Raw genomic sequence first — 14,649 nt, forward strand, 5'->3', positions numbered from 1 at the left:
AGTAGGCGCTCCCTGTCTGGTTGGCGAATCCTGGTAAACGATGAATTCAGCGCCCGAAGCACAAAGACGCCTGACTGACCTCCGGCGGATGTACGATGCGACTGACCAGGCCGCCCGCCCCGTCGTCCTGCCACTGGATCTGTATGCCCTTCAGGTCGCGCTGGGCACCGGCCTGGGCGTCACCCAGCGGATAGACGCCATAGGGTCCCAGTACGGTCTGTTTGGAGGTGGCAAACAGAAAGTCGCGGATTGACGCGCGGTCGATTTCCCCGGTGGGCGTGGCGGCCCGGTTGATGCCCTCCGCGAGCAGTTCCACGGCGCCGAAACCCGAGGCGGCCTGGTAGTCCGGTATCTTGTTGTAGGCCGCTTCGTAGCGTCGAATGAATGTATCGTTCGTGGCGATGTATCCCTCCGTGCGGATCGATGGATCCCAGGCCGCGTTGCCGATGACGCAACGCCCGGCCGCGCCCGCCTCGCCTATGAAGGATGCTCCGCTCGCCAGGAGGAGAGACGTCAGGAGCGGTCGGTATTCCACGACGGTCACGGCCCTTGCGAACGCGATCGCGTCGTCGGAATACCCTCCGCCGATGAACAGATCGGCGCCCGCATCCCGCGCCATGGCCGCCAGTGCCTCGTGGTCCGCGCCACCCGCCGCATAGGCTTGCTCCATCACGAGGTCCAGCCCCCAGGTCCGGGCCGCATCGCGAATGCCCTGGGCCACCGCCGTTGGAAAGGCCGTATCCTCCCAGACCAGCGCCACCGTGCGCGCACCGGCCTGGGCGGCCAGTTCCACGGAACCCTCGAGATAGGTCGGTCCCGGGTTCGACATCTGCACGCTCCACAGTCGATCTCGATTCGCCCAGATATCGGGAGCCGCCGCAGCCGCGGAAACGAGTGGGATGCCGGCCGATTCCGTCACGTTGATCACAGGTTCGGTGATCGCGCTGCCGTATGGACCCAGAAAGGCGGTGATGGAATCCGAGGCGATCATCTCCTGGTAAAGGCGAACGCTCGCATCCACGTCGCTCCCATCGTCGTGAATCACCAACTGCACCTTCCGTCCGCCGATCCCGCCCATCTCATTCAGGATTTCAACGGCAAGCCGATAACCGCGGCTGACCTCTGCCCCGGGCGTGCTGAGGCGACCGGTCTCGGCCACAGCCGCTCCAAGCACGATGGGTTTCGGTTCCGGCATCGGCGCCGGATCAGGACCGGTCGGATCTTCGCTGCCGCATGCGGCCACCGCCAATGCCATCGCCATTGACAGCAACGGCGCCAGCGCCAATACGGCAGGCCATCTTTGCATCATGGTCGCGCCTCTCAAGTCGAAGGTGAGGGTTATAGCGGCGTTTCAGACCCTACCTCACCCGTTCCGCCCGGTGAGTTTGCCCGTCCTGGAGAAAGAGGAAGTGGTCGACGTATCCCTCTTCGTCCGGGACGAAGGTGATCCGGGCATCCTCTTCTTCCAGGTAAAAATCGCCTGACGATTCGAGAACGAGCTCGCTCCGGGGCTGGCCGGGAGGCTGGCCGTAGAGCATGCCGTCGCTGTAGGTGATGTCCACGGTGAATTCGGGGGAAAAGGCGTAGGTGCCCGTGCAGGCCACGTAGGCGTCCTCGGTCATGTGCACGACCTTCCTCGGGGGCGGCGCCAGGGGGTTCCTGGCGCTCAGCAGGTGGAACCCGATGTCCTCGACGCTGGCGGAGCTGTTGGACAGGACCACGACGCCCTTGCGCCACTGCTTGAGAAAGGCGGCGAAGGCGTAGAACCCGTTGGTCCGACCGGCGAGCCAGTGGATGTCGCGGCCCCGCTCGTCCTGGCTTACCTTCCATCCCAGCGCGGTCCGGACGCCCTCTTCATCCGCCGGATTCCGGGCCACAATGAGGCTGTCGAAGGACGCGTGGTAGCGGGTCGAATCGTCTTCGGTGAAATCTTCCGGAAGGGCGTAGATGATCCCCATGCTGGCCGACACCAGGGTCATCATGTCCAGGAGGTTGGACCGGAGACCCGTACCGCCTACGAGGGTCGTGTCGGACCAGGAGGGAACGGGCCGCCGGGCGTCGTCGTGTCCGGTCGCCAGGTAGGTCCGCATGGACGGCGTAGACGCATTGGCCGTGTTGGCCAGCTTGAGGGGATCGCCGAGCAACTCCCGGATCAGAATGTCATAGGTTTCGCCGGTGGCCTGTTCGAGCACGTGTCCCAGTAGTCCCATGCCGAGATCGGAATAGGCGTACCGGTCCTCCGGTTCGTCGCGGCCTGGCGTATCCGAACGGTCATCGCCTTCCCGATCCAGGAGACCTTGGCGATCCGGACCTTGGCCGTCCGGATCTTCGAAATCGAACGGGAAATCGTACCCTTCGCGCTGTACCTCCGCGTACCAGTCGAGGAATGCGTACATCAATTCCACCGAGTACCCTTTCAACGGATCATCCGGTGCTGAAGAAACCAGGTTGTCCGGCAGGCGGGGCAGTCCCGAGGTGTGGGTGGCGAGGTGCTCGATCAGGATGGGGTTTCCTGCACGCGTGGCCGGGACGGTCACCGTATCCGGGAGATAGGCGGACACCTCGTCGGTCAGGTTCACGTCTCCCCGCTGGACCATGAGGGACAGCATGGCCGTCGTGTACAGGCTGCTCAACTGCCCGATCTCGAAGACCGTCATGCCGCTCACGCGCCGGATCGTGCCGCGGTTGAGCGTGCCGTGGGCATAGACGTACCGGTTGATGCCGCGGATGATCCCGGCGACGACGCCCACCGTCTGGCCGTATTCATCGACGCGCTCCCGCAGCACGCGCTGCACGGGATCCTCTTCCTCGGCTTCTTCCGCGCCGGGACTTCCCGCGCTGCCGGTCACATTGCCCCGCGTGCCCTGCGCGTGCGCCGGCGCCTGTGCGAACGTCACCATCGACGAGGCGAGCAAATACAGGATGCCGGAACGACACAGCCACGAGAGAAAACAGTTCGAGAAAAACCGCATTACGCCAACCTTTTCCCAGTGTGCTAAGTGTGCCCAGTACGCTCGGCGCGCTCAGTGCCGCGGAACCAGCACTTCGTTAACACAGTCCATACGGACGGGTTCCGCATAGTGGTACACGTTGACGCCTTCTGCGACCGGAGTGGGAACCCGGACGATGAACTCCACCCAGTCCGGTGTATTGAACGCCGCGAAGGCCAGTTCGATCCCTTCCATCATGTCGTCCGGGTCGCGAGACAGGTCCGGCAGCAGCACCGGACCCGTGTCCGGCTGGTAGATCCAGTCCCGCTCGTTGGCATTGATCGTCTTGACCGGGTACTCGAGCACTGCGGCGTACCGGTCGTTCCCGATGGTCGTCCGGGCGTTCAGGGGGACGTTGCCGAGGACGGCCTCCACGATAGCTTGCGGCGTCTCCAGGAGGCGGCCGTCGACGCGGGGCAGGTCGATCCGGACGTCTTCGAAGGTCTCCTCGATGGCGACGATCTGCCATTCGGGCTGCTCGCCCAGGGAGGGCGGGTAGAGCGTGGCGCCCCGGTCGGCCACTTCGTAGGTCTTGATGGCCATGAAGGTGTCCGACGAGAAGATCGGCTTGAAGTCCGCGTTGGGAATGTGCCAGATATCCCGCTCCACCCCGACCTGCTCGGTCTTGCAACTCACTCCGAGGACGTACTCATCCCGGAATCCGCCGTCCTTCGCGGTCACGGTCAGGGCGGCCTCGATGGGTATGCGGGCGTTGTTAAGGGAGTAGGGCACCTTCCGGGTCACGGTCTTCGGCGGCTTCTTTTCGGAATCCACCCGGAAAGTAAAGGTTGAACGTGCGAAATCTACGGTCTGCATGGGACCCCCGAAAATGAACGGAACACGGTGTGTCCGGGTTCCGGATAATATAGTGTTCCGCGCGGGATTCCGGTATAAATTATGCATGGCGAAATCACCAAAGTTAGGAGCAGTCATATCGAAAGGGCAGTCATGTCGAACGAACTGACCAGGACCTACCGGCCCTTTTCGGATTCCCGTCCCTACACACGCTGGTGGTGGTTCTACGACGACCTCCGGATGGCAGACATACGGACGCAGTTGCAATGGGTACGGGACCAGGGATTCGGCGGGGTGGAGATCGCCTTCATGTATCCCCAGCCCGGGGCCGGGGAAGGACCCCACTGGCTGAGCGAGGCGTGGACCGGCCTGGTCGCCGGCGCTAAGGCGGAGGCAGACCGGCTGGGCATCGGGTGCGACTTCACCTTCAGCACTTCCTGGCCCTTCGGCGGGTCGATCGTACCGGAGGAGGACGCGGGACAGGTATTCGATGGACCATCGGACCAGCGGCTGGAGAAGTCGTGGGAGCTGTCCTATTACGGCCGGGGCCGGATCCTGAACCACCTGGACCCGGACGCGCTGAAGCGGTACGCCGGCCACGTCGGCGGCGCGTTGGAGCCGGCCCTGCGGGGCACCACTTCGGCGCTGTTCTCCGATTCATGGGAGGTGTACCCGGAGGGGCTCTGGAGCGCCCATCTGGACCCGGTCTTCCGGGACCGTATCGGGTACGACCTGGAACCGTTCAAGGCATCGATCGACGAACATCCCGACGTGCGGTACGACTACCGGAAGATCCTGTCGGATGCGGCGATCGAGGGTTTCTTCAGACCCTACGCCGACATCTGCCGCCGTCTCGGCGCCGTGAGCCGCGTGCAGTGCCACGGGGCGCCGGCCGACCTGCTTGAAGCCTTCGCGCTCGTGGACGTCCCGGAATCCGAGGCCCTGCTGTTCGAGACCTTCTTCTCGGCCATCCCCGGTTCGGCAGCGGCCCTGGGCGCGCGGCCCGTCGTGACCTGCGAGACCTTTACCTGTATCTACGGCTACGAGCCGTGGCCCGCGCCGTCGCCCCATCACGGCGAGGAGAAGGTGGAGGACCTGAAGCTCATGGCGGACGCGGTGTTCGCCCACGGCGTCAACCACATCGTCTGGCACGGCATGCCCTACAACGCGCCCGGCGGGAACAACGCTTTTTACGCGACCACGCACGTCGGTCCGGACAGCGGGTTCGCCGGCCGGCTTCCGGCCCTCAACGCCTACCTGGCGGAGGCCGCCGATTTCGTCAAGCAGGGCAGGACCTACACGGACGTGGCGGTGTACCTCCCGCTGGAAGACCATTGGATGCGCCACCTGCTGCCCGAGGACCGGCGCGGACCGGCCGCCAACTACTACTGGGAATTGCAGACCGTTGAACGGCCCAGCGCCTTGCTGGGCTACCATCCCCTGTGGATCTCGACGCCCTTCCTGGCGGATGCGGTGGTGGTGGACGGGCGCGTCCGATACGGCGAGGCCGCGTTTTCCATGATCTACGTGGACGTGGATTGGCTGGACGGCGAAGGGCTTTCGGCCCTGCTTCGGCTCGCAAGGGAGGCCGCCCGGATCTGCGTTCCTCGCCGGCCCGCCGTACCGGGCTACCGTCCGCCAGCAGATTACGAGGATCGCCTGAGGAAGCTGATGAGCCAGCCCTCGGTCACCGCGGATCCAGGTGCGGCGCTTCGCCATCCCCCGCTCGTCAGCGGCCGGGACGCGCCGGAGTTCTGGTGTCGGGAGGTCGATAGCGACTACCACGTCTTCTTCGCCCATCCCGATACGAAGCGGATCCGGTACCCCATGGCCTACGAAGGCTGGCGGTCCACGGAACGGGTCGAGCGTGAGGTCGTCCTGCACGTCAACGGCTGTGAATGGAAGGTGCGCCTGGACTTCGAACCCGAAGACGCCATGCTGGTCAGGATATCGGCGGCCGGGGCGGTGGACGTAACGCCCGGTCGCGTCGATGCGTGACCCGCGGGCGGATCGATAGGCGCGGGCGGCGGGCGCGGGCGGCGGCCAATATCCCGAGTGACTCGAGCGGCCAGCCACTCAACCTGAACAATTACAATAAATAACCCACGGAGACAGAACCCCATGCGCGACCCACGATACGGCGACCTGGCGAAAGTGCTCACCGGACATTCGACGAAGATCAAGGCCGGGGACCGGGTGCTCGTCGAGGCCTTCGACGTGCCCGACGACATGGTGATCTCGCTGATCCGGGCGATCCGGGAGGCGGGCGGTGTGCCGCTGGTCTCCATCAAGCACCAGCGCGTCATGCGGGAACTGGTCCGCGCCGGGGACGAGGACGCCATGGAAGCCGCCGGGGCCTATGAATCCCATCGCATGGCGCAGGTGCAGGCCTACATGGCCCTGCGCGGCAGCCGGAACGTGATGGAGATGTCGGACGTGCCGGGCGACGCCATGCGGCTCTACGAGCAACGCTGGATGAAGCCCGTGCACTTCGAAATCCGGGTGCCGAAGACCCGGTGGGTGGTGCTGCGCTGGCCGACCCCGTCCATGTCGCAACAGGCCGGGATGAGTACCGAGGCCTTCGAGGACTTCTTCTTCGACGTGTGCACGCTGGATTACGGGAAGATGGAACGGGCACTGGCGCCGCTGAAGGAGCGCATGGACCGCACCGACCGCGTCCGGCTGACGGGTCCGGATACCGACCTGGCCTTCAGCATCCGCGACATCCCCACCGTGGGATGTTCGGGTGATCGCAACATCCCCGACGGCGAGTGCTTTACCGCGCCGGTGCGCGACTCAGTCAACGGCGTCATCCGGTTCAACACGCCGACACTGTACCACGGCGTGTCGTTTACGGACGTGCAACTGAGATTCGAGGAGGGCAGGATAATCGAGGCGACGGGCAACCGGACGGAGAAGCTCAACGAGATCTTCGACACGGATGAGGGGGCGCGCTACATCGGCGAGTTCGCCATCGGCTTCAACCCCCACATCACCGCGCCTATGCTGGATATCCTCTTCGACGAGAAGATCGCCGGGTCCTTTCACTTCACGCCCGGTCAGGCCTACGAGGAGGCCGACAACGGCAACCGGTCCGCCGTCCACTGGGACATGGTCATGATCCAGACGCCGGAATTCGGCGGCGGGACCATCGAGTTCGACGGGGAAGTGATCCGGAGGGACGGGAGGTTCGTCGTTCCGGAACTCGAGGACCTGAACCCGGAACGGCTGAAGTGAAACGGTTCGACGAAGGTTTCTACTGTTCCAACAGAATGAAACTGGTCGAACGGGTTACGCGCTGCCCGGTATGGCGGTCCTCCAACGTCACCGTTAGCATGTACACGCCGGGCGTCAGGTCCGCGGTGTCGATCGCCGTGAACTCGGCTTCCTCGGCCGCTTCGCCCTCGCCCTCGTACGTCAGGACGACGGTCTGCTGGTCACCGGGCCCATCACGCCGTCCAGGCTGACCAGGCCGTCCAGGCTGACCACCCAATCGACCGCGAGAATCCGGCATGCCCTCGGGGTTGATTTCGTAGTAGGTCGCGTAGGACGTCCTCCCCGCTTCATCCTGGTCCAGGTTGTATACTTCGTAGTACACGTAAACCAGTTGGCCGCGTCCGTAGGCGCGCAGCGGATGGGGTACGATGTTCAGGCCCTGCCTGACGAAGGGTCCGGACCGGTCGGTCGGCGTAATGCCCGCGGACAGTTTCAGGTCGCTGATCATCAGCGCACGGCCCCGGTAGTCGGGGATGGTGACCGGTTTCTCGTAGACGCCGATGCGCCGGGAGGCTTCGTCGTTCATCTCCACGGCCGCCGTGAATCGGCCCGGAGGCGCCAGCACATCGACGGCCAATGTGTAGGCCGAGACCCTGGCCTGATCGGAGCTGATCGGCCGTTGCGGCCGTTCGATGGGCCCGAAGCGGAATTTCTGATTGAACGCAGGACTGAAAGCCGAGTCACGCAACGTGGCCTGGTTGCTCAGGAAGGTTTCGGATCCCCGGCCGTCGGTGACGTCGCCGAACTGCCAGACGGGAATGCTGTAGGCCAGTTCCATCACCGTCTTGTCGCCGGCGCCCCGGAAGGTGGTGATGTCAAAGGCATAGTCCAGCGTCTCGCCGCCGAAATCGTGCGCATAGTCCTCGGGAGATTTCTCGATCAGTACGGCGGCAACCTGAGTGGGGTGGTACCGGTCCTGACGGACCATATCCCGGGTGAAGTTGCTAACGGTCTTGAGCGGATAGTCGAACTTGCCGTCATTCATCAGATCCACGAAGAAAAGTTCCATATCGTGTTGTACGTACACCCAGCTTTCTACCGCGTACCCGTAATACAATTCCGCTCTTCCTCGAAACCCAAAATAGTCGGTACTTGTTTCGTAACCTCCGTCCATGATATTCCGCTGCCCCGGGCCGCCCTGCAGCTTAAGCTTGTAACCCGTAAGCAGGTTCCTTTCCCGGATCGCATCCACGGCGGGATTTCCGGTGAGCGCGTGGTTGATATCAGAATCCTGGTAAGGACTGAATATGAAACGACGGCGATCGTCGGGCGCCCCGTAGCGGACATACACCTCTCCACGGCGATCATAGGGCTGTTGTCCATCGGCAAAGTGCAGCCGGACGTACATCACCCGTTTGTAATGCTCGACCAGACGCTCGTTCTCGACCGTGGCCGGATTGGAATCCCGGGCGTTCCAGAAGGCCCTCCACACCTCGTCCCGGTCGGTGCCTTCCGCGGACCGCCAGGCTTCCAGAACGTCCGTCGGCGCCACGTGGGACAGGTCCGCGTACACCTCCTGCTCTTCCGGGTCAAGCGATTCGATGTAGGTCTCCAGCGACCGCTGCAACAGATCGTATTGTTGCTCGATGCTCATGGTCAGCGCTTCGAACTGCGTGAGCATGGCCCGGATCACATCCGGTGCGATGCCCTCCATCTCCTCCGCCATCTGCCGCAGCCGCTCCGCGCCCCGTTCGTAGTATTCGAACCGGTGGCAGATACCCGCGAACCGCCGGAGCGCTTCGGGGTGTCCCGGATTGACCTGGTACTGTTTCAGGTAAGCGTTCAACGCCTGGATGTAGTCGTCGTAGCGGTCCCTGACCAGCTTGCCATGGTCAGCCAGGTTCAGTTCCTCGTAACATCGGCCCAGTTGAAACCATGCATCCGGATGCATGGGATCCAACTCCACGGCCCGCTGGAAGTACTCCCGCCCATCCGCGTCACTGCCAATCAGCCAGCCCTTGTCGCCCTGGTCCATAAAGGTAAGCCCCATGATGTACTGGTATTCCGCGCTTCCCGGGTCAAGCCTTAACGCCCTGCGAAGCGCCTTCCGCGCATCGAGCCTCCGGCGGGGCATGCGCACGTATACGAGTCCCATGCCCACGTGACCCGGCGCCCAGTTCTTGTCCCGCCGCACTGCCGTCTTGAAGGACTCGAGTGCTTCCTCGTCCCTGGACAGGGCGTACAGGGCCATCCCCAGCCAGTAGTGACCGGGTGCCGCCTTTTCGTCATCGCGGACCGCCTGCTCCAGGTGAGAAAGCGCTTCGGTGTACAAGCCGAGTTCGTAAAGGCGCTTGCCCTCTTCGAGCGGCGACAGGCTGGCAGGCGTAGACTCCGGGGAGCTTGTCGATGACGACCCGGACGGACCGGACTGCGCCTGCGACGTGCCGAACGGCGCTCCAATGACCAGCATCAGCGCTGCAGCCGGAATGAAACGAGCCCCCATCGGAATCAAACGGGTTAAAATCATGGTCTCCCCAAGACTCCTCTACCGTTCCATGACCAGGAAGTTGGCCGACCGGGTGACGTTCCTTCCCGCGTTCAGATCGGTGAAGGTGACGGTGAGCAGGTACTCACCCGCCGGCAGGCCGGATGTATCCAGCGACGTGTACTCCCGGTCCTCGGTCGAATAACCTTGTCCCGAGAAAGCCATCATCACCGTCTGCATGTCTCCCTGCCTGCGGCCCGTCCAGCCGCGCCGCGCGCTGCCGCCCCTGGGACTGATCTCGTAGAGGATTTCGTACGCCGTCTTCCCCTCCCCGTCCAGGCTGAGATTGTATACCTCGTAGTAGACGTAAACGGGGTTTTCCCGGATGTAGAGCCGTCCCGGATTGGGTGTGATGTTCAGTCCGTTGCGCACGAAGGGGCCCTGCACGCCGGACGGCGTGATCAGGGTGGCCAGCTTGAGGTCGCTGATGAGCAGTTCTTCCCCGCTGTAATCGGACAAGGTGACCGGCCTTAGATACACCCCGGTTCTTTGCGACGTTTCGTCCCGCACCTGGACCGCCATCGTGAAGCTTCCCGGCGGCGCCACGACGCTCTCGGGCAAGGTATACACCGGCACTTTCACGTGGCTTTCGGCCATCTTCCGCTTCGGCCGGTCAAAGGGGCCGAATCCGAAGGCGTGGGTAAACCGTGGGCTCATGGCCGAGTCTCGCAGCGTGACCTGGTGTTCGAGCCGGGTACGGATCCCCTGGCCGTCCGATATGTCGCCGAACTGCCAGACGGGGATGCTGTAGGACAGGTCCAGTTCCGTCGCGCCGTTGTCCGCACGGAAGCTCACGGCGTCGAAGGCGTACTCGAGTTGTGCGCCGCGGAGGTCATACAGGTATTCCTCGGGCGATTTGGCGATCAGTTCCTCGGCCAGCCGCCGGGGACTGAACTGTTCCTGCCGGACCATCTCCTCAGGGGAGGTAAGCAGGTTTCCCCACGGGTAATCGAACCTGCCCCCGCCGAACTGGTCGACGAAGAACAATTCCAGGCCGTACCGGACGTATACCCAGCTTTCGGTGGCGTATCCATGCCCCATCAACTTTCTCTCATCCTGCATGGTCAGTTGTCCGGATGATGCGACGATCCCACCGGCCAGCAATTCGCCGGCATCATTGATTTCTTCTTCGGTCATTCCCTCGGGCGGGACGATCGTCAAACGGCCCCGGTCGACACGCAATCGATATCCGTACCGGTCATTCTGCTCCCGAACCGCGTCCACGACCGGATCATCGGAAAATGAAGCCGACCTGTAGGCGTTTCGATCCGCAATATGGACGTCGCCGCGGCGGTCTTCCGGTGCTCCGTAACGGACGTAAATCTCGCCGCGGCGGTCATAGGGGTGCTGCCCCTGCGAGAAATGGTACCGGGCGAACATGACCCGCCGGTAATGCTCCACGAGGCGTTCATTCACCACCGTGACGGGGTTCGAGTCCCTGGCGTTCCAGAAGGCGTGCCAGCGCGCTTCGCGTTCGCTGCCACCGGCTTCTTGCCAGGACGCCAGTTCGTCAGGCGGGGCTACGTGCGCGAGGTCCCGGTAGACTTCTTTTTCGTCAGGTTCAATAAGGGAGAAGTAGGTCTCAATCACCTCATGCAACACGTCGGGCCGTGGTTTCGCGGCTTCGGAAAGCGTGCCGAATTGCTTCCGCAGGGTCCCGACGATCGCCGGATCCGATGCGCCCAGGTCGTCGGCTACGCCCGGGTCGTCCACGGCCCCTTCGAGCAGTTCCACGGCCAGACCGTATTCTTCGGACAGCAGGGCTAGGTAGACGAAACGGCTGAGCGCGTCGTCATGCAGGGGATTCACCCTGAACTGCGAGAGATAGGCCGCCATCGCCTTGTCGAATTCGGGCGACCCGCGCGACCCGCGCGACTCGGGCCGTTCGTAACAACGGCCGGCCTGGAAAAACGCATCGGGATGGGCGGGATCCAGTACCGCCGCTTTGAGGAAGAAGGACCGGCCGTCCCTTTCGCCGCCGACAATCTGGTCGGTCAATCGCGGGTTCATATGGGCCATGCCCAGCTGGTACTGGATTTCCGGATCGTCCGGCGCCAGCCGGGCCGCCTTGCGCAAGGCGTTGCGAGCGTCCAGTCTCCGGAATTTGATCTGCAGGTAAGCCTTGCCCAGTCCCACGTAGCCCGATGCCCACTTCTCGTCCAGCTCGACCGTACGCTTGAATGAGACGACCGCCTTCCGGTAGGCTGCAAGTTCGTACTGCGCCATGCCCCGCCAGTAGTGCGCGGGGGCGGACCCCCCGTCCTCCTTAACCGCCTGCTGAAACAGCGCCAGCGCTTCCTCGAACCGTTCGGCTTCGAAAAGCGCCTTGCCCGTTTCCAGGAGAGCATCAGGGTGTTTTTCAGGTATGGAACTCTCGGGCGAGGGATCCTCGGGCGACAGCGCGGGCGAGACCGAGGGCGCGGGCGACGAGGACGCAGGCGCGGGCAGGGCCTGGACAGGACGCTGCGATGCACAGATCACCAGGGCTGCAACGAGCAGCAGGCAGAATCTTGACATGATTAAAACAGAATTGTTGGTGTGCGTGGACGCGAAAGGCGTGGAATGTACGCTTTAATAGATGTTTAAAAAAACTACAATAAAGCGATTCAACGGTCAATCTAAAACCGCCTACTCGCGCCGCAGCGTGTCCGCCGGATTGATCAGGGCACTTCGGAAGGTCTGCAAGCTGACGGTGACCAGGGTTATGGCCAGAACCACGAGACCTGCCAGGACAAATGGCCCCACGCCGAGTTCGGCGCGGTAGGCGAAGTCGGCCAGCCATTCGTTCATGAGCCACCAGGCCGCCGGCCAGGCGAGGACGTTTGCGATGAGGACGAGGTAGACGAACTGTTTTGACAGCAGGCCCACGATGTCCGATACGGCGGCGCCCATCACCTTGCGGATGCCGACCTCCCGCGTGCGGCGGACGACCTCCAGGGAAACCAGGCCGTATACCCCCAGGCAGGCGATCAGCAGGGCGAAGACCGCCGAATAGGTGAAGATCCGCGCCAGGTTGGTCTCTTCCACGTAGAAGCGGGAAAGGTCGTCATCCAGGAAGAAGTATCCGAAGGGCGATCCCGGCGCGACTTCGACCCATGCTTCTCTCAGCAGATCCAGCGTGGCGGGCAGGCCCTGCTCGCTGACGCGCACCATGAAAAAATTGATCCGATCCATATCATCATCCCCGAACACCACCGGATTGAGGGTGAGTATGACGGGTTCGATCTCGTGGTGCATGGATCGGTAATGGTAGTCTTCCACCACGCCGACGACCGTGACGCCGTGCGGCAACGTGCGGCCGACAGGATCTTCCCATCCCATCGATCTGGCCGCGGCCTCGTTGATGATGCACGACCCCGATTCGTCTCCCCCGAACTCCCTCGAGAAATCGCGACCCGAGACGAGGTTGAGTTCCAGGGTCTTCACGTAGTCATAGTCCACGGTATACATGAACGCTTCCAGCCGGTTGCCGGCCGTGTCGGCGTACGCGGCCTGGGCCAGTCCCCGGTTCGGACCGAAGGAGTTTGATACACCGGTCACGTCCAGCACGCCCTCGTAGGATATCACCCGATTCCGGAAAACATCCAGGCTGCCGGAATCCTGGTCTTTCTCGATCACGACGATGTTCTCGGCGTTGTATCCCAGGTCCCCGGTCCGGGCGAAATCCAGCTGCCGCGTCATGACGAGAATGGAGACGACGAGCGCCGCGGACAGTCCGAACTGCACGACCATGAGGCCCCGGATGAGCAGATTCGGCCCGCCAACCTGGATCCGTCGCTGGAAGATGGCGACCGGATTGAACCGGGAAAGGACCAGGGACGGGTAGCTGCCGGATACGAAGGCGACCAGCAAGGTGAACGCCAGGAGCGCGGCCAGCGTGGAACCGCTGGATAGGTAGTCGAGGACGAGCGAACTTCCCGCCAGCGAGTTGAAGATGGGCAGGAAGAGATGGGACAGGATCACCCCGAGCACGGGAGCGAAGCAACTCAGCACCAGCGATTCGCCCAGGTGCTGCCCCACGATCTGCGACTGTTGCGCGCCGAACACCTTACGGAGGCCGACCTCCTTCGCGCGGGTCGAGGAACGGCATATGGCCAGGTTCATGAAGTTGACGCACGCTATGAAAAGGACGAGCAGCGCGACGCTGATCAGCAGGTAGGACCTGTTCGGATCGCTGGCGGTACCCAGGCCGTTCCCTACTCCCGGGTCCAGGTGGGTGTCCGTGAGCGCCTGGATCTCCAGCTCCCTGGACATCTGCCCCGAGAAATGAGCCCTGGAGAATTCGGGGAACTGTTCGTTGAGCAGATCGGCCTGTTGCGGATCCGACAATTCCGCGTACGTGGACGTAACCGAGTAGTTCCAGCTGTCAACGGCATTGGCGAGAAAGGGGTTCATACCGATCGTCCGCTCGAAGGGAAGCAGGAAGTCAAACTGAATACTGGAATTGCCCGGGTTGTCCTCCGTCACGCCGGTCACCGTAAACGGCTCATCCATGATCGTGAGTTGCCGGCCCAGTGCGCTTTCCTGGCCAAAGTACTTCTCCGCAATGGACCGACTGATCACCAGGGCGTTGAAATCGGCGAATACGGTCTCGGGATCTCCTTCGATAAGCGGAAACGAAAACACCTGGAAGAACGAGGGATCGCAGGTGAGCATGCGATCTTCCCTGAACGTGTCGTCCCCGACTCGCACCACCAATCCACCTCCGAACGACCGAATCCTGACCGTTTCGACCACACCGGGGAACTGGCGTTTCAGCGCCGGCGCGAGCGGAATCGGTGTAATGGCGGTGCGGAACGGCGTGCCGTCGAATCCCAGCCCCGATACGTTTACACGGTAGATCCGGTCCGCTTTTTCGTGGAAGGTATCGAAGGTCCACTCCTGGCGAACGAAGAGGAAAACGAGCAGGCTGCAGGCGATGCCGGTCGAAAGGCCCAGTGTGTTGATGAAGAAGTAGCCCTTGTTGGCGAAGAGGTGCCGAAGCGCGATGACGAGGTGGTTTTTCAGCATGGCCACACCCACTCCCGGGTCTCACTGCTGCAAACTGTAATCACTCACCGGAGACCGCATTCCCGGTGGGTTAGAAAAGGGGATCTACGGTTT

8 protein-coding genes are annotated in these 14,649 nt (G+C 62.9%); 2 read left to right on the plus strand and 6 right to left on the minus strand.

Features of this window, described 5'->3' with window-relative positions; all coding sequences use genetic code 11:
- Positions 1-46: 46 nt before the first annotated feature.
- Genes F4X08_00655 through F4X08_00665 form a run of 3 tightly spaced genes read right to left on the minus strand, consistent with a single transcriptional unit; the run spans position 47 to position 3,806 of the window.
- On the minus strand, positions 47-1,309 hold the full coding sequence (locus F4X08_00655) for an ABC transporter substrate-binding protein (protein MYD24310.1): 1,263 nt from the start codon (positions 1,307-1,309) through the stop codon (positions 47-49).
- A gap of 49 nt (positions 1,310-1,358) precedes the next feature.
- Entirely contained in the window at positions 1,359-2,972 is a 1,614-nt protein-coding gene (locus F4X08_00660; protein MYD24311.1) for a serine hydrolase, read from the minus strand.
- Between the two features lie 51 nt (positions 2,973-3,023).
- A complete protein-coding gene (locus F4X08_00665; GenBank protein ID MYD24312.1) occupies positions 3,024-3,806 on the minus strand; it encodes a hypothetical protein in 783 nt (260 codons plus the stop codon).
- An 81-nt stretch (positions 3,807-3,887) separates the two neighbouring features.
- Here F4X08_00665 and F4X08_00670 point away from each other — a divergent pair, with 81 nt between their 5' ends.
- Positions 3,888-5,783, plus strand: a complete 1,896-nt coding sequence (locus F4X08_00670; protein MYD24313.1) for a hypothetical protein — start codon at positions 3,888-3,890, stop codon at positions 5,781-5,783.
- Between the two features lie 123 nt (positions 5,784-5,906).
- The gene (locus tag F4X08_00675; GenBank protein MYD24314.1) at positions 5,907-7,022 is read left to right on the plus strand and encodes an aminopeptidase; all 1,116 of its coding nucleotides are present in this window, start codon (positions 5,907-5,909) and stop codon (positions 7,020-7,022) included.
- Positions 7,023-7,041: 19 nt separating this feature from the next.
- On the opposite strand, the gene F4X08_00680 is transcribed toward F4X08_00675, so the two are convergent.
- The 3 genes from F4X08_00680 to F4X08_00690 all read right to left on the minus strand — a co-directional run bounded on the left by F4X08_00680 (position 7,042) and on the right by F4X08_00690 (position 14,556).
- On the minus strand, positions 7,042-9,528 hold the full coding sequence (locus F4X08_00680; GenBank protein MYD24315.1) for a tetratricopeptide repeat protein: 2,487 nt from the start codon (positions 9,526-9,528) through the stop codon (positions 7,042-7,044).
- Positions 9,529-9,546: 18 nt separating this feature from the next.
- Positions 9,547-12,063 (minus strand): GWxTD domain-containing protein, encoded by a 2,517-nt coding sequence (locus F4X08_00685; protein ID MYD24316.1) that lies wholly within the window; start codon positions 12,061-12,063, stop codon positions 9,547-9,549.
- A 111-nt stretch (positions 12,064-12,174) separates the two neighbouring features.
- Positions 12,175-14,556 carry an FtsX-like permease family protein gene (locus F4X08_00690; GenBank protein ID MYD24317.1) on the minus strand — a complete coding sequence of 794 codons (2,382 nt, stop codon included), beginning with the start codon at positions 14,554-14,556 and terminating at the stop codon, positions 12,175-12,177.
- Between the last annotated feature and the right edge of the window lie 93 nt (positions 14,557-14,649).

The organism is Gemmatimonadota bacterium, assembly GCA_009841265.1.
GTDB lineage: Bacteria > JAAXHH01 > JAAXHH01 > JAAXHH01 > JAAXHH01 > JAAXHH01.